Origin of the sequence: Paenibacillus sp. P13VS, from assembly GCF_015143645.1 — a bacterium.
GTDB lineage: Bacteria > Bacillota > Bacilli > Paenibacillales > Paenibacillaceae > Paenibacillus > Paenibacillus xylanilyticus_A.
In genome coordinates this window covers 79021-103772 of sequence record NZ_WYEV01000009.1, presented here as the reverse complement: position 1 = coordinate 103772, position 24752 = coordinate 79021, and the positions used below count along the sequence as shown (strand labels likewise).

Annotated in this window: 16 protein-coding genes; all 16 read left to right on the top strand. The window is 46.6% G+C overall.

Translation table 11 applies throughout. From position 1 onward, the window contains the following. Window positions 1-233 precede the first annotated feature (233 nt). The 16 genes from GUA98_RS21905 (at window position 234) to kduI (ending at window position 24726) form a co-directional block, all read left to right on the top strand. Window positions 234-2024, top strand: a complete 1791-nt coding sequence (locus GUA98_RS21905) for a sensor histidine kinase (protein WP_153979995.1) — start codon at window positions 234-236, stop codon at window positions 2022-2024. Then, complete coding sequence (locus tag GUA98_RS21900) at window positions 2017-3606, top strand: response regulator transcription factor (protein WP_127539803.1); 1590 nt, start codon at window positions 2017-2019, stop codon at window positions 3604-3606. The genes GUA98_RS21905 and GUA98_RS21900 overlap by 8 nt, the downstream gene beginning before the upstream one ends. Window positions 3607-3793: 187 nt before the next feature. Further along, the gene (locus GUA98_RS21895) at window positions 3794-6676 is read left to right on the top strand and encodes a glycoside hydrolase family 2 protein (protein ID WP_193724372.1); all 2883 of its coding nucleotides are present in this window, start codon (window positions 3794-3796) and stop codon (window positions 6674-6676) included. Window positions 6677-6955: 279 nt separating this feature from the next. Continuing rightward, window positions 6956-7939, top strand: a complete 984-nt coding sequence (locus GUA98_RS21890) for an ABC transporter permease (protein WP_153979992.1) — start codon at window positions 6956-6958, stop codon at window positions 7937-7939. Between the two features lie 15 nt (window positions 7940-7954). Beyond that, window positions 7955-8857: a carbohydrate ABC transporter permease gene (locus tag GUA98_RS21885; RefSeq protein ID WP_095292355.1), complete on the top strand. Its 903-nt coding sequence runs from the start codon at window positions 7955-7957 to the stop codon at window positions 8855-8857. 185 nt (window positions 8858-9042) lie between these two features. Continuing rightward, a complete protein-coding gene (locus GUA98_RS21880; protein WP_193724371.1) occupies window positions 9043-10731 on the top strand; it encodes an ABC transporter substrate-binding protein in 1689 nt (562 codons plus the stop codon). Window positions 10732-11113: 382 nt separating this feature from the next. Next, window positions 11114-12808, top strand: coding sequence for an ABC transporter substrate-binding protein (locus GUA98_RS21875; protein WP_193724370.1), 1695 nt, complete (start codon window positions 11114-11116; stop codon window positions 12806-12808). Between the two features lie 335 nt (window positions 12809-13143). Then, window positions 13144-14844: an ABC transporter substrate-binding protein gene (locus tag GUA98_RS21870; protein WP_415753048.1), complete on the top strand. Its 1701-nt coding sequence runs from the start codon at window positions 13144-13146 to the stop codon at window positions 14842-14844. A gap of 273 nt (window positions 14845-15117) precedes the next feature. Beyond that, window positions 15118-17496 carry a glycosyl hydrolase family 95 catalytic domain-containing protein gene (locus GUA98_RS21865; protein ID WP_193724369.1) on the top strand — a complete coding sequence of 793 codons (2379 nt, stop codon included), beginning with the start codon at window positions 15118-15120 and terminating at the stop codon, window positions 17494-17496. 19 nt (window positions 17497-17515) lie between these two features. Beyond that, complete coding sequence (locus GUA98_RS21860; protein ID WP_193724368.1) at window positions 17516-18862, top strand: GH1 family beta-glucosidase; 1347 nt, start codon at window positions 17516-17518, stop codon at window positions 18860-18862. Window positions 18863-19186: 324 nt separating this feature from the next. Continuing rightward, a complete protein-coding gene (locus tag GUA98_RS21855; RefSeq protein ID WP_095292381.1) occupies window positions 19187-19450 on the top strand; it encodes a hypothetical protein in 264 nt (87 codons plus the stop codon). Window positions 19451-19768: 318 nt separating this feature from the next. Then, window positions 19769-20728 carry a ubiquinol oxidase subunit II gene (cyoA, locus tag GUA98_RS21850; RefSeq protein ID WP_193724367.1) on the top strand — a complete coding sequence of 320 codons (960 nt, stop codon included), beginning with the start codon at window positions 19769-19771 and terminating at the stop codon, window positions 20726-20728. 21 nt (window positions 20729-20749) lie between these two features. Next, window positions 20750-22720 carry a cbb3-type cytochrome c oxidase subunit I gene (locus GUA98_RS21845; RefSeq protein ID WP_153979986.1) on the top strand — a complete coding sequence of 657 codons (1971 nt, stop codon included), beginning with the start codon at window positions 20750-20752 and terminating at the stop codon, window positions 22718-22720. Next, window positions 22720-23334, top strand: coding sequence for a cytochrome o ubiquinol oxidase subunit III (cyoC, locus tag GUA98_RS21840; protein ID WP_095292385.1), 615 nt, complete (start codon window positions 22720-22722; stop codon window positions 23332-23334). The genes GUA98_RS21845 and cyoC overlap by 1 nt, the downstream gene beginning before the upstream one ends. Continuing rightward, window positions 23335-23664, top strand: coding sequence for a cytochrome o ubiquinol oxidase subunit IV (cyoD, locus tag GUA98_RS21835; RefSeq protein WP_095292387.1), 330 nt, complete (start codon window positions 23335-23337; stop codon window positions 23662-23664). Window positions 23665-23886: 222 nt separating this feature from the next. Next, on the top strand, window positions 23887-24726 hold the full coding sequence (gene kduI / locus GUA98_RS21830; protein ID WP_193724412.1) for a 5-dehydro-4-deoxy-D-glucuronate isomerase: 840 nt from the start codon (window positions 23887-23889) through the stop codon (window positions 24724-24726). The last annotated feature ends 26 nt before the right edge of the window (window positions 24727-24752 follow it).

Genomic DNA, 24752 nt, shown 5'->3' with positions numbered 1-24752 from the left:
CCAGGCCGCCATGCCAATGGCGGCCTTTTTATTATTTTTGTATGGCGATTACATCATTTGGTTACTGCTATTGAGAAGGGGTGTATGCTAATCTAAGGGAATAATTGCCGAGACCAAAACCTGGATATATAAGAGCTTATGCGGGTTGTATGGTATGATAAGTGGAAATGCAGGAACCAATTGATCTTGCCATTTATATGTAAGCGCTTATATGGACAATGGAAGGTGCAGATATGTTAAGAAGGTTTATACGTGTATCGAACAATCTCAAATTGAAGCATAAACTGCTGATTTCCTATGTACTTGTCGTCATGATTCCGGTTCTGATCATCGGTCTTGCCGTGACCGGATATTTCCGGCAGCAGGCACTGGACAATGCGATCGGGCAGACAATCAACAACGTGGACAAGATCAAGAGCCAGACAGCCACATTGCTGCGTGTGCCGACGGATATTTCCGATATTCTGATGTTCAACAACGAACTGAAGGAGATTGTGAACAAGCGCTATTCCAGCGTAATGGAACTCACTTCTGCTTATTTGGCCTATAAGGATTTTCAGGAATACAAGCGACAATACCGTGAGGTGGCAGGCATTCGTTTTTATTCCGATAACCCCACCCTGATCAATAATCTGGAGTTTATCCCGTTGAACGAGCAGACGAAGCAAAGCTATTGGTATCAAAAAGCGCTGTTATCGACGAACACGGGATGGTTCTACATTCCGGACAAGGAAGATAATCCGGTTCACAAACTCAGCCTGGTGCGCAAAGTGCCTTTTCCTGAATATCGCACCGAGGGTGTACTGCTGATTGAAATCAATCAGGATGAGCTCAACGAATTGCTTCGACAGGAACCCTTTGAAACGCTGATGGCGGATGAGCAGGGCTATGTTGTGGCTGCCAAAAATACGGATCTGGTGGGCAAAACGCTGGACGAGCTGGATTTCGGCGTTGATTTACAGAATCAGGCCAAGGGAACCCTGGAAGCTGATTTTCAGGGAGAGCCGTCTAATATTGTTATCGATGAGCTGCGCCCTGTGTCGAGTATGAACAGCTTGAAGGTGATCTCCGTCTTCGAGACCAAGGATATCGTCAAGGATGCCAATAAGATCAGTTTGATCGGTATGCTCTTTATCTCCCTTGTCTTAATCATTGCCCTCTTACTTGTATATATTATTTCATTCCTTACTTCGAACAGGCTGCTTCGTCTTAGCAAGCATCTGAACAAGCTGGCCCTTGGGGATCTGAATGTGACGTCCAGAATCGACGGAGACGATGAAATTGGACAATTATCGAGACAATTCAATTACATGGTCAAAAGCATAAACGAATTAATGACGCAGGTCGTTGAAACGACTGAGCAGAACAACCAATTGGAAATCGCGCAGAAAGAGATTAAACTGAAAATGATGGCGAGTCAGATTAATCCTCACTTTTTGTTTAACGCCCTGGAGTCGATTCGCATGAAGGCTCATATCAAAGGGGAGGCCGAGATTGCGAATATCGTCAGACTACTCGGCAAACTGATGCGCAAGAGCCTTGAAATCGGGAGTGGCAAAACGACCTTCCAGGCTGAGCTTGAGATGGTTAGCTCCTACCTGGAGATTCAGAAATTCCGCTACGGGGATCGACTGGCCTTTCAGATTCATATCGATCCCGGAGCAGAGAAGATATACATTCCGCCTCTGATCGTTCAACCTCTGGTGGAGAACGCCATTGTGCATGGATTGGAGAATAAAGAGGGAACGGTCCATGTCAATGTAGATATTCGTCTGGTCAATGATGTGGTACAGGTTCGTGTCAAGGATGACGGGGCCGGTATTACACCGGAGCGTCTTGCAGAGGTTATGCAATTTATTCGCGGACCGGAGGAGCAAGAGAAGAGCCGGATTGGGCTGCGCAACGTGCATCAACGGTTAACGCTGACATACGGTGAACCGTACGGGTTACAGATTACGAGTGTGTATGGGGAAGGAACAGAGATTGCTTTTGAATTACCTTCAGGAGGGGAACCGCATGTATAAAGTATTTTTGGTGGATGACGAACCGAGCATACGCGAAGGACTGACAACGATCATTGATTGGGCCGAGTATGGATTTGAGGTGATTGCTACCGCAGCAAGTGGACGGGAGGCCATTACTCGATTTGATGAGCTTAAGCCGGATCTGACCATTATCGATATCCGTATGCCAGGCATGACTGGACTGGACGTAATCGAAGAGGTGCGGAAACAACATCCTGGATCACATTTTCTCATTCTGAGTGGGTATGCCGATTTTGATTATGCCAAGAAAGCAATCAGCTTCGGTGTGGATGGATACTTGCTCAAGCCCGTGGATGAAGAGGAGATCATCGGTGAGCTTCAGCGTATTGCTGCCGTGCTTACACGTGAGCAGGAAGCGCTGGCGCGTCATGCAGGTGAAGATACGGCATATCGGGAGCATCAGATCGAGGCACTTCTGTTTGATAATCTGGAAGGCGTTGGTCCCATCGAAGAGGATGCCCTTGGGTTGAAGTGGCCGCAATATCAGGTTGTGCTGTTAGAGATGCATACTGCACCTGATGTGCAGCGTGGAGGTGTAGTTAAACGCAAGCTGGCAGAGGCCTTTGATCAAAAGGATCGGGGAATCGTCTTCTCTTATCATTCGGGTCTTGCCTTGCTGTGCAAGGATCCTATCACATCGGCTTCGTCTGCCGAGCATCTATATGATGAGCTGAAGCGGCTGCTCGGAGAATGGAACATTACGATGTACGGAGCTGCAGGTGAACCGGCCAACACCACCTCGGAGATTGTCAGATCCTATAAACAGGCGAACGGACTGCTGGCAGAACGTTTTCTATTCACCGAACAACGCATTATGTTGTGGAATGAAGAGCTTGCTGCTGAAGGAACGGCTGCTTCCATGATCGGCGAAGATGAAAGCGCTGAGCCTGAAGAGTCGGAACTGGCAGACAAGCTGTATTATGCGCTCGACATACGCAGCATGGAATCTGTAATTCGGGTGCTGGGTGAGATCGAGGAGCGAATTGTCCCTTATCACCGGACAGAGCAGGCAATCAAAACAGCATTCTCTCAGGTATTCTCCATGGCTATCAACAAACTGGCTGCCTCTAACCAGCATATGCAGTCCATCATGCAGGAACATTCTGTCCTGATTAACGAAGTTTATCATCAATTAACGGTATCTGATCTGAAGGCGATGGCAGAAGGCCATCTAAGCCGTCTTATTCAACGTATGGGCGGTGGCAGTAAAGATACGGCACTAAAACAAATGATCGATTTTATTCGGCGTAATCCCGGGGAGAATCTCAAGCTGGAGGTTCTTGCTGAAGTGTTCAACTATAACAGCAGTTATCTGGGCAAGCTGTTCAAGAACCACACAGGAGAGTATTTCAACGCATTCCTGGACAAGGTTCGTATGGAAAAAGCGAAAGAGCTGCTTGATGAAGGGTTAAAGGTTCATCAAGTCGCTGCAAGAGTGGGGTATGCTAACGTGGATTATTTTCACGGCAAATTCAAGAAATATGTAGGAGAGTCTCCTTCCGCGTACAAACATGCCAGATCCCAATCTAAAGATCAGCCTGAAGAGCCTGACGGCGTATAGTCGCAGGTAAAATAGCTCTACTTTTTATATGTACATTTTCTTTTCTTAAGATATAAAACGTTTTCGGGCTTTTCATGTCTTATTTGCATCAGGATATAGTCCATCGTCTTCCTTATATAAGCAATGGTGCCTTCCATATATACGTCTTAAACTGGATGTATCTCATTCTGGACAAGGAGACAATCAGATGAAACCATCGGATATACAAGCTGTTCGTCATACGTTTGACCTGAAGGGAACCTGGAAGTTCTGTCTCGAAACAGACCTAGCCAATGGCGGGAGACCGCCATTTTCTGAAGAATCCATATGGGGAACGATTCAGGTTCCAGGTTCCTGGGAAGAGCAGGGGTATGGGAACGAGCCGGATTATCACAGGATGGATACATGGACCAAAATACGTGAATACGAGGGTGCTGCCTGGTACTGGGCCGTAGTAGATCTTCCGGTGTCAGAGCCGGACTGCGATTATGTATTGAGACTTGAGGGAGTCAGATGGACAACAGATCTCTGGGTAAATGGACATCATGCCGGGCAGCGTGACAGTCTGCTTGTGGCGCAGGAATGGAACATTACATCTCTAATCCATTCGGGAGGGCAAAACCAGCTGGAATTGCGTGTGGATAATACGATGAAGCTGCCTTTGGCCGGAAGTCATATCCATTCCATCCATACGGCTACAGCGTGGGGCGGAATTACAGGCGGAGCCTATCTGGATCGGCTGCCGTCTTCCCGGATCAAGCAGTTGTATATCCTGCCTGACGCGGAGAACGGGATCATAACGATCCGATATGATGTAAGCACTAGCGAGTCAACCTTATCCAGTACAAGTCAACTTCATGTGGATATTAGGCATCCTGATGGTAGCTGGCTTCCGAGGCAGAGCCGCACCATCGCTTCGATGTCTCTTCCGAATGAGGACCAACAATTCGAAGGGAGTTATGGAGCGGAGCAGTGGGATCTTGATCTTGATCTGGAGAAGGACATTGCCCTGTGGTCAGATAGTTCTCCGAGGTTATATCAGGTCGTGGTCTCCTTGCAGGATGAGGGACGAGAGCTGGATCGGGTGGAACGGACATTCGGCATGCGTTCCTTCAGAGCAAATGGAAAGAAGCTTGAGTTAAACAATGTGCCGGTATTTTTGCGCGGATACGTGGATTGTTGCATTTTCCCATTAACGGGTTATCCGGTCTGGGACAAGCCGCATTATGTACAGCAGTTCCGTACGGCAAAGTCTTATGGATTCAATCATGTACGTCTGCATGGGTGGAGTGCACCCCGGCCGTTCTGGGAGGCTGCAGATGAAGAAGGCATGCTTGTCCAGGCTGAACTTCCACATTGGTCACGGTGGTTTGAGAATCGTGACGTGAAGGCACCAGCAGAGATCAAACTATTTTTGACCCGGGAATTAAAAGGTTTATTGCATTCCTTGCACACACATCCTTCCTTTGTCATGTTTTCGTTGGGAAATGAACTGATTGGGCCTAACGGACATCCTGAATTGAATGATTTGGTAGAACTCGCTCGTTCGCTTGACCCAACAAGGTTATATACGGATAATACGGGCTTTGGTCAGCTGCCGGCTCAAGGCCGAAATGCAGACTTTTATATTCAGTCATTGAACTGGCATCCTCCTCTGGAATCGGAGCTGTCTGCCGTACCGGACACCACGCTGGATTACCATGAAGTCACCCGGCTTACAACTAATCCGGTCGTTGGGCATGAACATGCACAGTTCACCATGTATGTACGCCCTCAGGAGCGGGAGAAGTACACAGGCGTCCTGCGCCCAAGCTGGCTTAAGTCCATTGAAGAGTCCATTGCACGCAGAGGTCTGGCCGATGATGTGGCAGATTTTCAGCATGCAAGTGGCATACATCTGATACGGTCGCTAAAGGAAGCAATGGAGCGAGTTCGCCGCACTCCAGATGCAGCCGGCATACAACTGCTTGATATCCGCGACTTTCCTGGACAAGGACATGCGACCACGGGAGTTCTGGACGTATTCTGGGAGAGCAAGGGAATAGTGGAACCAGCGGCATTCAAGCAGTTTAACGAAAGCATTGTGCTCTTGCTGGGTAGCAGACAGCGGACCTACTATGCTGGGGAACCCGTCCATATTGAAGCCAGCATATCTCATTATGGAGAGAAGCCGATTGTAGATGCCTCAATCCATTGGAAACTAATCCGTAATCATATCATTGAGGATGAGGGTGAATGGTCATATGGAGATATCAGCTGTGGCTCGGTTGTTTCACTTGGGCGTCTGACCATACAGGCACCTAAGGATGGGGCTGCTGCCTTTGTCATTGAAGCTGAGATCAGATCAGGCCATTCGGAGATCGTTGCAGATAGTGTCTGGTTCGGTTGGTCATTTCCTCACTATCATCCTCACGACCGATCTCATCGGATCTGGAACTGTGTGGGTGAGCTGCAGCCATTTTTACTGGATTCCCTCCATCGTCAGGTGGACCATCTGGATGGGAAAGACTTGATCAGCCAAAGTCAGATAGACTTGGTAATCATCTCTTCACTTACACCTAATGTACTTGACTATCTGATGAATGGTGGCAATGTCTGGCTTCAGGTCAAACCGGATGAACTCTATGATGCTGTAGAGACCAAGTATCTGCCTGTATTCTGGAATTATCTCATGTTTGCAACACAGTCTGGAGCAACAATGGGAATGAATTTGCAGGAAAAGGTACCTTTGCTGGGTCGTTTCCCACATGATCAGGCTTCAGATTGGCATTGGTACCACCTGGTGAATGGTACTCCTGCGATATGCCTTGATTCGCTGCATGGAGTACGTCCATCTATAGAAGTAATTGATCATTTTCACAGAGCCAAACGATTGGCATATGCTTTTGAGGCCAGAGTGGGGCGGGGGAAACTGCTAGTATCGTCTTTGCCGTTTGCCAATGTTTCCATGATGAAGCGCCCTGAAGCTGCTTTCCTGTTTCAGGAGATGGTCGCGTACTTGCTCGGAGATCAATTCGACCCTGCTGCCACGATATCGGCGGCCGAGTTGCTGGGCGTCGTTAAGCTGCAGACCATTCAATTCACATTATGATTACGAGGACCTGATTCAGGTCCTTTTTCGATTCTCTAAAAATGAAGGTAAACGATTTCTATAAAACGTTTTCGGTTTTTAGCATTTAAGATTATTTCTACCTTTTTATGGCGTAAATTGTAGATGAAAGGCTATAAAATAGCTGATTTTGAGCAGATAATGTCGAATTCTGTGGGGGGATATCTAATTTTTATATGATTTTCTCTAAAATCCAGATGGTATTTTGAAAACGCTCTATCAGTTATGATGGATCTATAAAACAGAGGAGGGGGAACGGAGATGGAAACGCTAACAAAAAAATCCGCTTCCGCGAAAAGAAGCAGTAACCCCAAGCCGCCAACAAACAAACGGCGGAACGGAATTTGGGATAGCATCAAGCAGCAGAAGTATCTCTATCTCATGTCACTGCCATTCGTAGTTTGGGTTTTTGTATTTAACTATCTGCCGCTATGGGGATGGACAATGGCTTTCCAAAATTTCAAACCAGCCAGATCGTTCAGCGACCAAGAATGGGTTGGTTTTAAACACTTTGTAGAGCTGTTTAGCGATGAGCGGTTCTATCTGGTACTTCGAAATACGCTTGCAATGAGCTTAATGGGGCTGATTGTCGGTTTTGTCGTGCCGATTTTCTTTGCAATTCTCTTGAATGAGCTCAAAGGCATGTTCTTCAAACGTGCGGTGCAAACGGTATCATATCTGCCTCACTTTGTATCTTGGGTCGTGGTTGCGGGGATTATTACCAAGATGCTTTCCACCGATGGCGGGATCATCAATGACCTTTTGTTAGGTTTGAATATTATCGATCAGCCAATCCAGTTCATGGCGAAGGGCAACCTGTTCTGGTACATTGTAACCGCTTCAGATATGTGGAAGGAAACCGGCTGGAACGCCATCATCTATCTGGCGGCGATTACCGGTATTGACCAGGAACTTTACGAAGCTTCCCGCGTGGACGGTGCGAACCGTTGGAGACAGATGTGGCACATCACACTGCCAGGTATTCGGACGACAATCTCCGTATTGTTCATCATGTCCATCGGACACTTGATCAGTATCGGTTTTGAGAAGCAGTTCTTGCTTGGTAACAGTTTGGTGACCGACTACTCCGAAGTACTTGATCTATATGCGCTCAACTATGGTTTGAACATGGGACGATTCTCATACGGTACAGCTATAGGTATATTCAACTCCGTTGTCAGTATCATCCTTCTGTTTACAGCGAACGGGTTGTTTAAGAAATTCACCAAAGAAAGCATCATGTAGGGAGGGGGGAACACTATGGCGAACAAATCATTCAATGCTACACGGGGCGATAAACTGTTCGATATATTCAATATCATTGCTATGGCGCTGGTACTGATCGTGACGCTGTATCCATTCCTGAACGTGCTTGCGATCTCCTTGAATAACTCAACAGATACGGTACGTGGCGGAATTTACTTGTGGCCGCGGGAATTTACACTGGAAAACTACAAAACGATCTTCCAATATGACGGGCTGCTGCAAGGTCTGCAGGTTTCCATTATGCGTACGATTGTAGGTACACTGCTCGGTCTGATCAGTTCCTCGATGATTGCCTTTACACTGGCTCGTCCGGACTTCAAATTGAGAAAATTCGTATCCACTGCACTTGCACTTACGATGTATTTCTCCGGGGGTCTAATTCCGGTCTACATCCTGATGCGTGACCTGAACCTGATCGGTACGTTCTGGGTGTATGTATTGCCAGGCATGATCAGTGCGTTCAACGTATTCGTTATTCGTTCCTTTATTGACGGACTGCCGTATGCGCTTCAAGAATCGGCGAAACTGGACGGTGCCAATGACTTTAAGATTTATTACAAAATCATCCTGCCACTCTGTAAACCGGTTCTTGCAACGATTGCATTGTTCCTGGCCGTAGGCCAATGGAATGCATGGTTTGATACGTATCTGTACAACGGTTCCAAGGCACATCTCACAACACTCCAGTATGAGTTGATGAAAGTACTGCAAAGTACACAGCAAGGTTCTGGGGCTGGACGGAATGCCAATGACATGGCACAGCAGATGACACAGATTTCACCAGAATCCATCAAGATGGCCATTACGATCGTTGTTACCGTTCCAATCCTGGTTGTATATCCATTCCTGCAAAAGTACTTCGTAGGCGGTATGACACTGGGTGCAGTAAAAGCATAATAATCAACATTATAGAGCTGCCAAAAAGAGCAGCCGTAAACTAAAAAAAGCATCAGATGCCCGAGGCGTGACCAATTGGTTTGCGCCTCACCGTATAGGGCTGCGGAGCGGCATTCATGAAGCTATAGACAGGGACAAAAAAGTCCCGGATAAGACAGACATATGAAACAGGGAGGATTACCATTATGGCAAGTTTTAAAATGAAAGGGGCACTGGCTCCTGTACTTGCGATGTCTTTGCTCGCAGGTTGTGGCGGTGGAGGAACTGGCGGCGAAACGTCGTTTAAAGACACAAGTGGTGAAACGACTCCGCTCACATTCAGCTTTTTTAGTGTCGATCCCAGTCCAAACTGGAATGGCATGAAGGATGAGGTTGGCCAGGTTATCACGGAGAAAACAGGAGTAACACTTAACGGTGAATTTGCCGTCAGCGGTGGTCAGGACAAAATATCCTTAATGGCAGCGAGCGGCGATTATCCCGATATCGTGTCACCCAAAGGAGAGCTTAGCAAGCTGGTGGATGCAGGAGCAATGTTGGATCTGACAGATCTGATTGACCAGTATGCTCCCAATCTGAAGAAGCTGTATGGTAATTACATGGACCGGTTGAAATACAGTAATGAGGATGAGGCCATTTATGTGCTGCCAACATATTACGCGGTAGACCAAAAGTACTTTGATGCAGGCGGCGGGTTCGGTATTCAGCACCGTGTATTGAAAGAGCTTGGCTACCCTGAGGTGCGCACACTCGAGGATTTCGAAAATGTGCTGAAGGCATACAAAGAGAAACATCCGACGATTGATGGACAACCAACGATCCCTCTAACACTTGATGCGGATGACTGGAGAATCATGATCACGGTAACGAATCCGGCTTTCCTTGCAACAGGTGCACCGGATGACGGTGAATACTACATCAATCCGGAAACGTACGAAGCAATGCTTCACTACAAGCGTCCAGAGGAAAAAGAGTACTTCCGTTGGTTGAACAAAATGTATAACGAGGGATTGCTTGATCAGGACAGCTTCGTACAAAAAACGGATCAGTATAAATCCAAGATCGCAAGTGGACGTGTACTTGGTGTAATTGACCAGGATTGGGGCTACTCCGATGCTGAAAATGCATTGAAAGCAGCAGGCAAACCTGAAGCAACGTATTCACACTTCCCGGTGACCCTGTCTGAGGACATCAAGGACCATTCCTATCAGGACACGGGATTCGTATCCGGCTGGGGTGTAGGTATTACTACGACGAATCCGGATCCGGTTCGTACGATTAAATTCTTCGACTACCTGGCTTCGGAAGAAGGTCAAGTGCTGATGAACTGGGGAATTGAAGGCCAGCACTACGAAGTGGAGGATGGCAAGCGTGTCATTCCTGCCGATGTTCTGGACCAGAAGACAAACAATGCTGCCGTATTCCAAAAAGAGACAGGGATTGGTCTCTACACGAATATGTCCGGTCACTACGGAGACGGGGTTAAAGATTCGACGGATAACTACTACACCACGAATTTCCCTGAACAGATCGTAGCAGCTTATTCCGAACCAGAGAAAGAAACACTGCAAGCATATGGTGTTACAACCTGGAAGGACTTATACCCAAGTGAAGATGAGTTTGCGGTTAAGCCATGGGGAGCAGCTTACAATTTGCCAACGCCAGGTGACTCCGATTACAACGTCATCTTCCAGAAAACGCAGGATATTATCCGTAAACGAATTCCGGAGGCTATTCTCAGTTCCCCGGATCAGTTTGACGGCATCTACGATGGAATGATTGCAGAAGTGAACAAGGCCGGAGCAGAAAAAATGGAGCAGCAATACACCGAGCTTGTCCAAAATCGCGTTAAATTGTGGAATGGTGAAACTCAATAATTGATTATTGTTTATCATTCATTTTTTTGAAGAGAGGAACCCAGAAACCTGGGTTCTTTTTTTTGTACTAAAACGTTTTCCAAAAAACGTTTTCAAATTTGTGAATTCACTATTGACAAGGACTTGCGGAGCGATTATGATTCAATTATGAAAGCACTTACATCACTGGTATGACAGACCTTAACGGCTATCCCTTCAAGTCTGAAGTAAAGGAATATATCAGGTTTATTAATTTTAAAAAGGCAATGATCAACTCATTTAGTAAGCGCTTTTAAAGTAATAATAACTAAAGTTTTACATCGAGATCACTCACTTTCCGGTATGTGCAGGCCAGCCTGTTATACAATAGATAGCTTCATTTTATCCATAAGGGGGATTACACATGAAGGGCAAAACACCAAAAACATTCGCAATGCTCCTACTCGCAAGTGCTCTTGCCATTACGGCAGGCTGTGGAGGAGGTACTACTGCTTCAGAAACACCGAAGGATACAGGGGATACAACCAGTCCAATCACGTTTACATTCTTTGGTGCAGATGCAAGTCCAAACTGGAACAATATGAAGGATGCAGTCGGCCAAGAGATTACCAAACGAACTGGTGTTACGATTGAGGCAGAGTACGATGTGAATAATGGCGGGGATCAGAAAATACCTTTGATGGCTGCCAGCGGTGATTACCCAGATATTATCTTTCCTAAAGGGAACTTATCGAAGCTTGTTGACGCAGGTGCTATGCTTGACCTTACCGATCTGATCGAAGAACATGCACCAAACCTGAAAAAGATCTATGGCGATCAGATGAATCGTTTGAAATACAGTCTCGAAGATCAGGCCATTTATGCCATTCCGACGAACATGGGCGTAGATAACGTTTCATTTGACGCTGGTGGTGGATTCGAGATTCAACAAAAGGTTCTAAAAGAGCTTGGATATCCAGAAGTGAAAACGCTTGAAGATTACGAAAACGTATTAAGAACCTACTATGAGAAACATCCAACGATTGACGGTCAGCCAACCATTCCTCTGACATTGAATGCGGATGACTGGAAGATCATGATTACGGTAACCAACCCGGCGTTCCAGGCAACAGGTGCACCGGATGACGGTGAATATTATATCAACCCGGAAACGTATGAAGCGATGCTGCACTACAAACGTCCGGAAGAAAAAGAATATTTCCGTTGGTTGAACAAAATGTATAATGAAGGACTGCTCGACAAAGATACCTTTGTTCAAAAAGATGACCAATACAAATCCAAAATTGCCAGCGGCCGTGTACTCGGTTTGATTGACCAGGACTGGAACTATGGTGAAGCTGAAAATGCCCTCAAAGCAGCGGGCAAAGATGACAGTACGTATGCTCACTTCTCTGTATCCCTGAACGAGGATATCGTGGATCACACATTCCAGCCAACTGGATTCGACGGATACGGAATCGGGATTTCAACAACGGCCAAAGATCCGGTACGAATCATCAAGTTCATGGATTGGCTTGCTTCAGATGAAGGTCAAGTGTTGAGAAACTGGGGAATTGAAGGTCAACACTATAATGTTGAAAACGGCAAACGTGTCATTCCTGACGAAGTTCAGGATCGCAAAGTTAACGACAATTCAGCATTTACCAAAGAAACGGGTATTGGTCTGTACAACATCTTCAGCGCGAGATATGGTGACGGGGTAAAAGATTCTACGGACAATTACTACACAACCAACTTCCCTGAACAGATCCAAGCGGGTTACACTCCAGCTGAGAAGGAAACGCTGAAAGCATATGGTATTACAACATGGAAGGATTTCTTCCCATCCGAAGATGAACTGAAATTGAAAGACTGGGGCGCTGCGTACAACATGCCGGTTCCATCGGATACAGACTACAACGTAACATTCCAGAAAACACAGGATATCATCCGCAAACGGATCCCTGAAGCTATTCTGGCGAAGCCTGAAAACTTCGATCAAGTCTACGACGGCCTCTTGGCTGAACTCGACAAAGCAGGGGCAGTAGAGATGGAGAAACAGTACACTGTATGGGTGAAGGAACGTGTAGCCCTGTGGACGGGTAAAGATGTGAAATAACTGAAATTTTTCAGAAAACGAACGATAATTTAAAGCTTTTGTTTTGCAGAAAGAGGCCTTGTAAAAAGGCCCTTTTTTGTTGTTGACGGGACGGGTAGGATAGCATATAATCATTGATGTAAGCACTTTCAGTAAGCGTTTTAAAGCAAGTTTCGAAAACGTTTTACGATTGTTAGAAGCATTAAATGAATTGTCCGTACTATATATTTTAGGCTTACAAAAAGTATGGATTGGTCTTATGGTAAGCGCATACAGAAATGCGCTCCAAAAGTGGTATTCGCAGGCTTAGCCTGTTATACAGATAAAACCTTCATAATAATAGGGGGAACTAGACAATGAGAGGCAAAATGAAAGGCAATACACCTAAGACTTTTGCAATGTTGATGCTCGCAAGTGCGCTGTTGGTTACTGCTGGTTGCGGAAATTCGGGAAGCAAAAGTGCTTCTGAAGATTCAAACGGTACCGATCCGGTTACATTTACGTTTTTTGGTGCTGATGCAAGTCCAACGTGGAACAAGATGCAAGATGCAGTTGGTAAGGAAATTACCAAGCAAACAGGCGTTACAATTGAAGCAGAATACGATGTAAACAATGGTGGCGATCAAAAGATTGGTCTCATGGCTGCCAGCGGTGATTATCCTGATATCATTTTCCCAAAAGGTAACTTGTCTAAGCTTGTAGATGCTGGTGCGATGATTGACCTCACGGATTTGATTGAGGAGCATGCACCGAACCTGAAGAAAATCTATGGCGATCAGATGAATCGTTTGAAATACAGCACGGAAGATCCATCCATCTACACGATCCCAACCAATATGGGTGTAGATAATATGACGTTTGACGCAACAGGCGGTTTTGAAATTCAGCAAAAAGTGTTGAAGGAGCTAGGCTACCCTGAGGTGAAAACACTTGAGGACTACGAAAATGTACTCAAAGCCTACTATGAGAAACATCCAACGATTGACGGTCAGCCAACCATTCCTCTGACATTGAATGCGGATGACTGGAAGATCATGATTACGGTAACGAACCCGGCATTCCAGGCAACAGGTGCACCGGATGACGGTGAATATTATATCAACCCGGAAACATATGAAGCGATGCTGCACTACAAACGTCCGGAAGAAAAAGAATATTTCCGTTGGTTGAACAAAATGTATAATGAAGGACTGCTCGACAAAGATACCTTTGTTCAAAAAGACGACCAATACAAATCCAAAATTGCCAGCGGCCGTGTACTCGGCTTGATTGACCAGGAATGGAACTATCAAGAAGCTGAAAATGCACTGAAAAGTGCAGGCAAGGATGACAGCACGTACGCTCACTTCTCTGTATCCCTGAACGAGGATATCGTTGACCACACATTCCAGCCAACTGGATTCGACGGCTACGGAATTGGAATCACCACTGCAGCGGAAGACCCAGTGCGTATCATTAAATTCATGGACTGGCTCGCTTCTGACGAAGGTCAAGTGCTTAGAAACTGGGGAATTGAAGGTCAACATTATAATGTAGAGAATGGCAAACGTGTTATCCCTGACGAAGTTCAGGATCGTAAAACGAACGACAACTCTGCATTCAGTAAAGAAACAGGTATTGGTCTGTACAATATCTTCAGTGCAAGATATGGTGATGGTGTGAAGGATTCTACAGATAACTATTACACGACCAACTTCCCTGAGCAGATTGTGGCTGGTTATACTCCAGCTGAGAAAGAAACGCTCAAAGCCTATGGCATTACAACCTGGAAAGAGTTCTACCCGTCTGAAGAGGATCTTCCTCTCAAAGAATGGGGAGCGGCATACAACATGCCTGTACCTTCAGGTACAGACTATGACGTAACATTCAGAAAAACTCAGGATATCGTACGTAAACGGATTCCAGAAGCAGTTCTGACGACGCCAGCGAATTTCGATAAAGTGTATGATGACATGCTCGCTGAGCTGGATAAAGCAGGTGCAGTGGAAATGGAGAAACAATATACGGTTTGGGTTAAAGACCGTGTATCCCTCTGGACTGGCAAAGAGGTAAAATAATCAAGCATGGATGGAGGTTCATCCATAGTATAGAAGAGGCCCTGAACATGGGTCTCTTCTTGTTTGTCTTGTGATGTTTTTCGTTGACGAAGAATTCTAAATCCAATATACTTTTCTTACTGAAAGCACTTTCACCTTAATGATGATAAAGTACTAAATTAAGGTGTACGGAGATCCAGTGAATACATGACAATTGCATCTGTTTTGATGTATTCGAAAACGTTTTAGTTATTTCGGTAAAATAATAGATGATCAATGAAGAGGAGTTAGTTTATGCCCCCATTCAATGAGGAAAAAAAGATCAATCGTCTATGGTACCGCCAGCCCGCAGCTCGATGGGAAGAGGCGCTGCCTATTGGGAACGGTCGTCTCGGCGGTATGGTGTACGGTGGTGCAGCGGATGAGCGTATTCAGTTAAACGAAGACACCCTGTGGTCAGGTTTTCCGCGCGATACCATTCAGTACAGCAGCCAGAGGTACTTGAAGAGCACCCGTGAATTAATCATGGCGGGACAATATAGTGAAGCTGAAGAGCTGCTCAACCGTGAAATGTTGGGCCGTGATGTGGAAGCTTACCAGCCGATGGGGCACTTCATTCTGCAGCAGGAAGGACTTCTTGGGCTGAATTATGAAGAGTTTGAGCGTGAACTTGATCTGGAATCCGGTATAGCGAAGACGAGCTATGTCTACGAAGGCGTTCGTTATGTTCGTGAAGTGTACACCAGTACACCGGATGATCTGATGATATGTACGCTCATGGCTGACAGGGACGGGGCAGTTAACATCACTGCTCATTTGGATAGCCCGCATCCGTATACAACCCAGCTTTCTGAAGATGGCGTGACCATGTTCAGCCGTTGTCCGAGTCATGTGGAATCGAACTATTTCCGGGACCATCCCGAATCGGTCATCTATGAAGAAGACCGGGGGACACCGTATGCAGTTCGTTTAGCCGTGACGGTGACCGGAAATGAGGCGAAGATATCAACGGTGGATGGCAAGCTTCATGTTCAGGGAGCCAAACAGGTTGTATTTTACCTGGCTGCAGCTACTGCTTTTGAGAGCTATGAGATTGTTCCCGTAAAGGGTGGACCGTTGCTTGAGCAAGAGTGCAGAGATGTCATTGCGAAAGCCATGACATTAGGGCATGAAAGTTTGCGTATTCGGCATGAGGCTGATCACCAGTCTTTGTTCTCTCGGGTCCGTCTTGATCTCGGATCTACTTCTAACGCAGAGCTGCCTACCGATGAGCGGCTGCAAACCTACCAGAGTGGAGTTCAAGATCCGGGGCTCGAAGCTCTTTATTTTCAATATGGCAGATATCTATTAATGGCCAGCTCGCGCCCAGGCACACAGCCAGCCAATCTGCAGGGCATATGGAATCATCAGGTGGAGCCGCCGTGGCACAGTGATTATACGATCAACATCAATACGGAAATGAATTATTGGCCAGCTGAGGTGTGTAATCTGAGCGAATGCCATGAACCACTATTCGATTTGTTGGAGGACCTCAGCCAGACTGGGCGCCGAACAGCTCGCATATTGTACGGTGCTCGTGGATGGACAGCCCATCACAACGTGGATATTTGGAGAACGACAACACCTACGGGCGGTGATGCAAGCTGGGCATTTTGGCCGATGGGTGGTGTCTGGTTGACATCACATCTGTGGGAACATTACCTCTTTACCGGAGATCAGCGTTTCCTCCAAGAGCGTGCTTATCCAGTCATGAAGGAGGCTGCACTTTTCTGTCTGGATTGGCTGATTGAAGGACCGGATGGCTATCTGGTTACGGCTCCTTCAACCTCACCGGAGAACAAGTTCCTGACAGGTGAAGGAGAAGCCCGCAGCATTTCGATGGCGTCGACAATGGATATGACACTGATTCGTGAATTGTTCACCAGATGTATTGAGGCAGCGGGGACTCTTGAGGTGGATCAGGCACTGATTGCGGAATGGGAAGACAGCCTGAGCAGATTATATCCGTTCCGGATTGGCAGTGAAGGTCAATTGCAGGAATGGTTCAGGGATTTCGCCGAATCGGAGCCAGGACATCGCCATGTTTCTCATCTGTATGGCTTGTATCCGGGGGAACAGATCAATCGAATGGATACACCAGAGCTTGTAGAAGCTTCACGCATATCGCTTGAACGGCGCATATCGCAAGGGGGCGGGCACACCGGTTGGAGCTGTGCATGGTTAATCAATCTGTATGCGCGTCTGCTTGACGGTGGCCAGGCGCATCAGTTTGTACGTACACTGCTTGCCAGGTCCACTCACCCTAATCTATTCGACGATCATCCTCCGTTCCAGATTGATGGCAACTTCGGGGGCACGGCCGGCATTGCAGAGATGCTGCTGCAGAGCCATCTGAATGAACTGCATTTGCTACCTGCTCTGCCAGATGAATGGACACAAGGCAGCGTAACTGGTTTGCGTGCACGGGGAGGCTATACCCTATCCATGGAGTGGAAGGACAGCCAGTTGGTATCTGCCGTAATCAAGGCTGAGCGGGATGGTACGGTGACCATTCGGAGTGCATACGCGCTGCGAGGTGAAAGTGGGGAGCAGCATCAGGCTGAACTGACACCACAAGGGGATTATGTAATTACTTTATCCATGACCGCAGGACAGACTGTCCGCGTATCATAGGGAGACGGGGGAAAAACCAATGACCATTTTTCAATTTCCACAGGATTTTCGTTGGGGTACAGCAACTGCTTCCTATCAAATAGAAGGAGCAGCACAGGAAGGTGGACGCGGTGTATCCATTTGGGATACGTTTGCCCGGACACCAGGCAAAGTTTTTAACGGGGATAATGGGGATGTAGCTTGCGATAGCTACCACCGTTATGAGGAAGATATTGAGCTGATGAAGAAGCTGGGGATCAACACCTACCGATTCTCCATTGCCTGGCCGCGCATTATCCCGGACGGGGATGGCGAGATCAATCGTGAAGGACTGGACTTTTACCACCGATTCGTGGACAAGCTGCTTGAGGCAGGTATTGAACCTTTTTGCACGCTCTATCACTGGGATCTGCCCCAAGTGTTGGAGGATGACGGAGGTTGGGGAAACCGGAGAACTGTCGATGCTTTTGTTAAATATGCAGAGGTCATCTTCAAGGAATTCACGGGTAAAATCAAGTTCTGGCTGACGTTTAACGAACCATGGTGTATTGCGTTCTTGTCAAACCTGCTGGGAATCCATGCACCAGGGAACAAAGACCTTCAGACCTCCCTTAATGTCGCGCATGGACTGCTTGTTGCTCATGGTAAAGCGGTACAGTCCTTCCGGCGCCTTGGCACAACGGGACAGATCGGTATTGCACCTAACGTATGCTGGGCTGAGCCTTACAGCAAGTCACCGGAAGATCAGGCGGCATGCGACCGCTCTATCGCACTCAACACAGACTGGTTCCTGGACCCGATCTACAAAGGTTCCTACCCGCAATTCATGGTGGATTGGTTTGCCCAAGCGGGTGCCACAGTGCCAATCCAGGAAGGTGATATGGAGATTATCTCGCAGCCGATCGACCTGCTGGGAATCAACTATTATACGATGGGCATTAATCGTTTCAATCCGGAGGCAGGGGTACTGCAGTCTGAAGAAGTGAATATGGGCCTGACGAAGACGGACATTGGCTGGCCGATTGAATCCCGCGGGCTGTATGAGTTCATGCATTACCTGCAGAAGTATGGCAACGTCGATGTCTACATCACCGAGAATGGTGCTTGTATCAATGATGATCTGGAGAATGGGAAAATTAATGATGATCGCCGGATTTCGTATTACGAACAGCATTTAGCCCAAATTCACCGGATTATTAACGATGGCATTAACCTGAAGGGATACATGGCATGGTCCCTGATGGATAACTTTGAATGGGCAGAAGGGTACCGGATGCGTTTCGGTCTTGTTCATGTGGACTATCGTTCACTGGTAAGAACGCCGAAGGAAAGCTTTTACTGGTACCAGAATGTCATTAAAAACAACTGGCTGGAGACACGTAATTAGTTGGGGCCATCCTTGCACAATATAGATTCAAAACAAGACGGTGGGTTCGGTTTATCCGAACCGCCGTTTTTTTGTGACGATATTCAGGAAAAGGAGACATGTTCATAAAGCGTTCAAAAGGTTAAATCCTATTACTGTTATGAAGAGGTCGTTTTTGGGTTATACATAACAAGAGGATAAATTAAGTGTTTGTCAACAGTCTAAATTAAAATAAAGTGTCCAAATTTCGAAATAAATTTGAACATTTGTTGACTAAAAATCATACTGATGTGGTATATTGGTAAAAGGAAAGCACTTACAAAAAGGGAAAAGGAAGTGTTTACTATGGCATCGAAGACAGCAATGGTAAGCCAATTGGAGCGTAAAGATAAGAATATGCGGCGCGCAGTGTTGACGATGACAGTTTTGGCCTGGATCGCCCTCATTACTGGAGTGGTCATGTGTTTGATTAACCTGAATGAATTTAATGACCGTAATCTTGGCTTGATGGTCGGTATCGGTTTTCTGGTAGGTAGTGTGTTTATTTATGTAATCGCCAAATCAATTGGTCTTGTTCATACACGCCGGGAAGATGAAGGAGCGGATTAATTATAATCTGGCGATCTTTCGTTCATAATAAGACTGGATAAGTACCCGGAATCCAGTCAATAAAACCCTTTGCGGATTCGTTGAGACTGTTCAACGGGACTGCAAAGGGTTTTATTTTGTGACTCGAAGTGTAATGATTACAATGGAAAAATATCAAGTGTGCAAGTGATTTGTGAGAAAAAATTCACACATTTAAGGTGTAAAATCGACAAATTTGTTAACAAGACCAAAAAAGTTGCTCATTTCTGATATCTTTAGAAGGAAGAGAGTAGTATACTGATTTTTCAGTATGAGCGAATTTAAGGAGAGGGGATCAAGATGAACAAGAAACCTAGGTCGCTTACCCGGATTATCATTCCGGTTGTCCTGACGTTGGTTACAATTGCATTGATTGTCTGGCCAATGCTGGCAGGCGGGCAGTACGTTGTTCTGGATCCGAAGGGACCTATTGGCGCTTCGCAGAGAGATTTGATTGTTATTTCGACCATTCTTTGTGCGATCGTTATCGTGCCTGTGTTGATTTTGTCTGCTGTAATCGTATGGCGTTACCGCGACAAGCCGGACAATAAAGCTGCTTATGAGCCGAACTGGGCTCATAGTACCAAAGCTGAGGCTATCTGGTGGACGGTTCCAATTGTCATCATCGGATTGCTTGCGATCGTAACTGTTCGCTACACCTATGATTTGGAGCCATCGAAGCCACTGGCTTCTGAGAAAGAACCCATTACCATTCAAGTATCTTCATTGGACTGGAAATGGTTGTTTATGTATCCTGAGCAAGGCATTGCAACGGTCAATACGTTGAATATTCCGACAGACCGGCCCGTTAAATTTGAGCTTACTGCGGATTCTCCGATGAACTCGTTCTGGATTCCGCAGCTTGGTGGACAAATTTATACGATGTCGGGTATGGCGATGACCTTGTATTTGCAAGCCGATCACGAAGGAACTTACTTCGGTTCTGGCGCCAACTTTACCGGCGAACATTTCGCCCAAATGCGTTTTGATGTCAATGCCACATCGGATGAAGAATTCAACCAATGGGTGGATGAAGTGAAACTACAATCCCAACCGCTGACACAAGAAACGTATAACACACTGGCGGAACCGGGAACTAGCAATGTTGCTTATTATTCTTCCTTCCCTGAAGGATTGTTCCAAGACATCGTGACCAAGTATGTCATTGAAGGTACAGGCGCTCATAACCATGGAACTTCGGAAGAAGCTTCAGGCGCCCAAGAAAATACGTCTACGAAAGTGGACAAGAGTTCTAACTAAAGATTCGAAAGGAGGCCCCCAATGTTAGAGAGACTTAAGGAGTTTGCATCGGAGTTTTTCGTTACCGGTGACCCGCTGATTTATGGTGCGGACGTGGCCATCGGTATTACGATGATTACCATCGTAGCGGTGCTGACTTATTTCAAAAAATGGGGCTGGCTCTGGCGTAACTGGTTAACAACCGTCGATCATAAAAAGATCGGTATTATGTATATCATTGCTTCCATCATCATGTTGTTCCGTGGTGGTGTCGATGCGCTGATGATGCGTCTTCAGCTAGCTATGCCTAACATGGATTTCTTGCATCCAGAACATTATAACCAAGTCTTTACGACTCACGGTACCATCATGATCCTGTTCATGGCGATGCCATTTATGTTCGGTTTGTTTAACGTAATTGTGCCTCTACAAATAGGGGCAAGGGACGTCGCATTTCCGTTCCTGAATGCTTTGAGCTTCTGGTTATTCTTCCTGGGAGCAATGCTGTTCAACCTATCCTTCGTTATCGGTGGATCACCTGATGCAGGATGGCTGAGTTATCCGCCTCTATCGGAGCTGTCACACAGTCCGGGGGTAGGACAGAACTTCTATATATGGGGTATACAGATCTCGGGTATCGGTTCCCTGGCTACCGGTATCAACTTCCTGGTTACCATCATTAAAATGCGTGCGCCAGGCATGAAATGGATGAAAATGCCGATGTTCACATGGTCGGTATTCTCCACTTGTATCATCATCTTGTTTGCATTCCCAATCCTGACTGTGACACTTGCATTGCTCTTCCTGGATCGATTCGGCGGGGCGCATTTCTTCACGCTTGATATGGGCGGTAACCCAATGATGTATATCAACTTGATCTGGATGTGGGGTCACCCTGAGGTATACATTGTCGTCTTGCCGGCATTCGGTGTCTTCTCGGAGGTTGTAAGTACCTTCGCGAAGAAAAAACTGTTTGGTTACAAATCAATGGTATTTGCGATGTTGATCATTAGCTTCCTGTCCTTCTTCACATGGGCGCATCACTTCTTCACGATGGGTTCGGGAGCAGACGTTAATGCATTCTTCGCTGTTACAACGATGTTGATTGCCATTCCGACAGGGGTTAAAATCTTCAACTGGCTGTTCACGATGTATCGCGGACGGATCCGCATGGCCACCCCGATGTTATGGACAATCGCATTTATTCCATGCTTTATCGTCGGTGGTATGACGGGGGTTCTGCTCTCCGTAGCACCTGCTGACTTCCAGTTCCACAACAGTTACTTCCTGATTGCCCACTTCCACCAAGTATTGATCGGTGGTGTAGTATTCGGATACTTCGCAGGTCTGTACTACTGGTGGCCAAAAATGTTCGGTTTCCAACTTGAAGAGAAACTGGGCAAATGGGCGTTCTGGACTTGGAATATTGGTTTCTATGTCTGCTTCATGCCGCAGTACGCTGTAGGTTTGATGGGTATGACACGTCGTCTGAGCACCTACGGCTGGGATACCGGCTGGTGGGAACTGAACTTCGTATCCACAATCGGGGCATTCCTGATGGGTGTAGGTTTCTTGTTCCAGGTTGCACAAATCGCAGACGGTATTCGCAAATACAAAACACTCAAAGCATCCGGCGATCCATGGGATGGTCGTACACTCGAGTGGTCGATTCCTTCACCAGCTCCTGAGTACAACTTTGCCATTACACCGCGCGGTGATGATATTGATGAGTGGTGGGAAGAGAAAGAACGTCGTGCCAAAGGCATCTATCCACCAGAGCAGCCGCTCGAACCGATTCATATGCCTAAGAACTCCGCAATTCCGTTTATCATGTCTGTCTTCTGGTTCATCGCCGGCTTCGGCTTTGTATTCGGATGGCTGTGGATGGCGATTCTCGGACTCGCTGGCGTAGGGATCTGCATGATCGCTCGTTCATTCTCATACGATACGGATTATTACATTCCGGTCGACGAAATTAAGCGTACCGAAGCGTCGTTAAGGGGGTCGGTATAATGGCTCAAGCAGCCGCTAAGCATGGTCACGATCACGGTCACGACCATGGTCACCATGATCCACAAGAATTGAAATTGCTCGGTTTCTGGTTCTTCCTGATTTCCGACGTTATCCTGTTCTCCGTATTGTTCGCAACCTTTATTGTGTTGCGTGACAATACGGCGGGCGGACCAATATTGTCTGAGCTGATCAAAATGCCGGGCGTTATCGCCGAGACATTCATCTTGCTCACAAGTTCATTCACGAGCGGACTTGCCGTTCTTGCGATGAACCAAGGTAAAGTGAAGCAGCTGATTAGCTGGCTGGCAGTTACAGCCGTTCTCGGTGCAGCCTTTATCGCACTTGAAGTAACCGAGTTTGTTGAGATGATTCACGAAGGATTCAGCTACACGACGAGTGCTGCTTCCGGCGCATTCTTCACCCTCGTGGGAACTCACGGACTTCACGTATCGTTAGGTTTGATCTGGATGATCGGATTGATGTTCCAATTGAAAAAACGTGGTATTACCGATGTAACTCGCGGTAAAATCAACGTAATCAGCTTGTACTGGCACTTCTTGGACGTCGTCTGGATCTTCCTCCTGTCGATCGTTTATCTGATGGGGGTGATGTAGATGGCAGAGCATAACTCACATGATTCCCATGCTCACGAACAGCATGGCTCCATGAAGTCCTATGTCATCGGCTTCATTCTGTCCATCGTCCTCACAATCATCCCATTGGTGGTTGTACTGAACGATATGATGGGCAGAACAGGAACAATGGTTGTTATTCTCGTAACGGCCGCACTACAGTTTGTGGTTCAACTCTTCTTCTTCATGCATATTCGTGAAACAGGAAAACCACGCTGGAATGTTATGGCTTTGATTTTCGGCTTGCTGATCATGTTGACCATCGTTCTTGGTTCAATCTGGATCATGCTGAACAATGCCGTTGCACATTAAGATTTGAATAAAGAGGATCTCCCGGTCTGTACTGCAGACGTGGAGATCCTCTTTTTTGTTTTTCACAAAAGTGGGAAGCTAAAGGTATAGCTTAATTAAAATCAGTTTATTTTCAAAAAAAAGGTACACAAATGATACATAATAAACTAAAATGAACTTATATGAACCTTGTAATCAAATGATCTCAAACATCACTCAATCGACGAAGGGAATGGATTAATGATGGAAAATCGTTATGCTGCACACCCCAATGAAGTGAAAAATTATGATACGTCTCGCCTGCGTGAGGAATTTCTGATGGAGCAATTGTTCGCAACAGACGAGCTGGTTACTGTATATTCTCATGTGGATCGTTATATTGTAGGGACTGCGGTACCTCAGAGCAAGGACATTGCGCTTGAAGTGAACCTGAAAGACATTGGAACGGACTTTTTCCTGGAGCGTCGTGAAATCGGTATCATTAATGTTGGAGGACATGGAACGGTCACTGCAGATGGACAGGGTTATGAGATTGGTGCCAAAGAATGCCTTTATATCGGAAAAGGGGTGAAAGAAGTCGTATTTAAAAGTAATGGCAATGAGCAGCCGGCTCAGTTCTACTTTGTATCCACACCAGCACATCACGCTTATCCTACGCAAAAGGCAACCCAGGAACAAGCTCAGCCGAATCATCTGGGCAGTCTTGAAAGTTCGAATGAACGGACTATCTATCGCTACATTCACCAGGGTGAGGGCGGAATTCAGAGCTGTCAGCTGGTGATGGGCATCACGGAGCTCGACAAGGGAAACATGTGGAACACAATGCCTGCACATACCCATAACCGCCGCTCCGAAGTATATTTGTATTGGAATCTGCCCGAAGACGGAGTAGTATTCCACATGATGGGCGAGCCGAACGAGACCCGGCATCTGGTTGTACGTGACCGTCAGGCGATCATCTCTCCAAGCTGGTCCATTCACAGCGGCGTTGGAACAAGCAGTTATACCTTCTGTTGGGCCATGGCTGGTGAGAACCAAACGTTCGAGGATATGGACGGCGTGGCGATGAAAGACCTGAAATAAACGCGTAAATTCCAAGAAACAGGAAG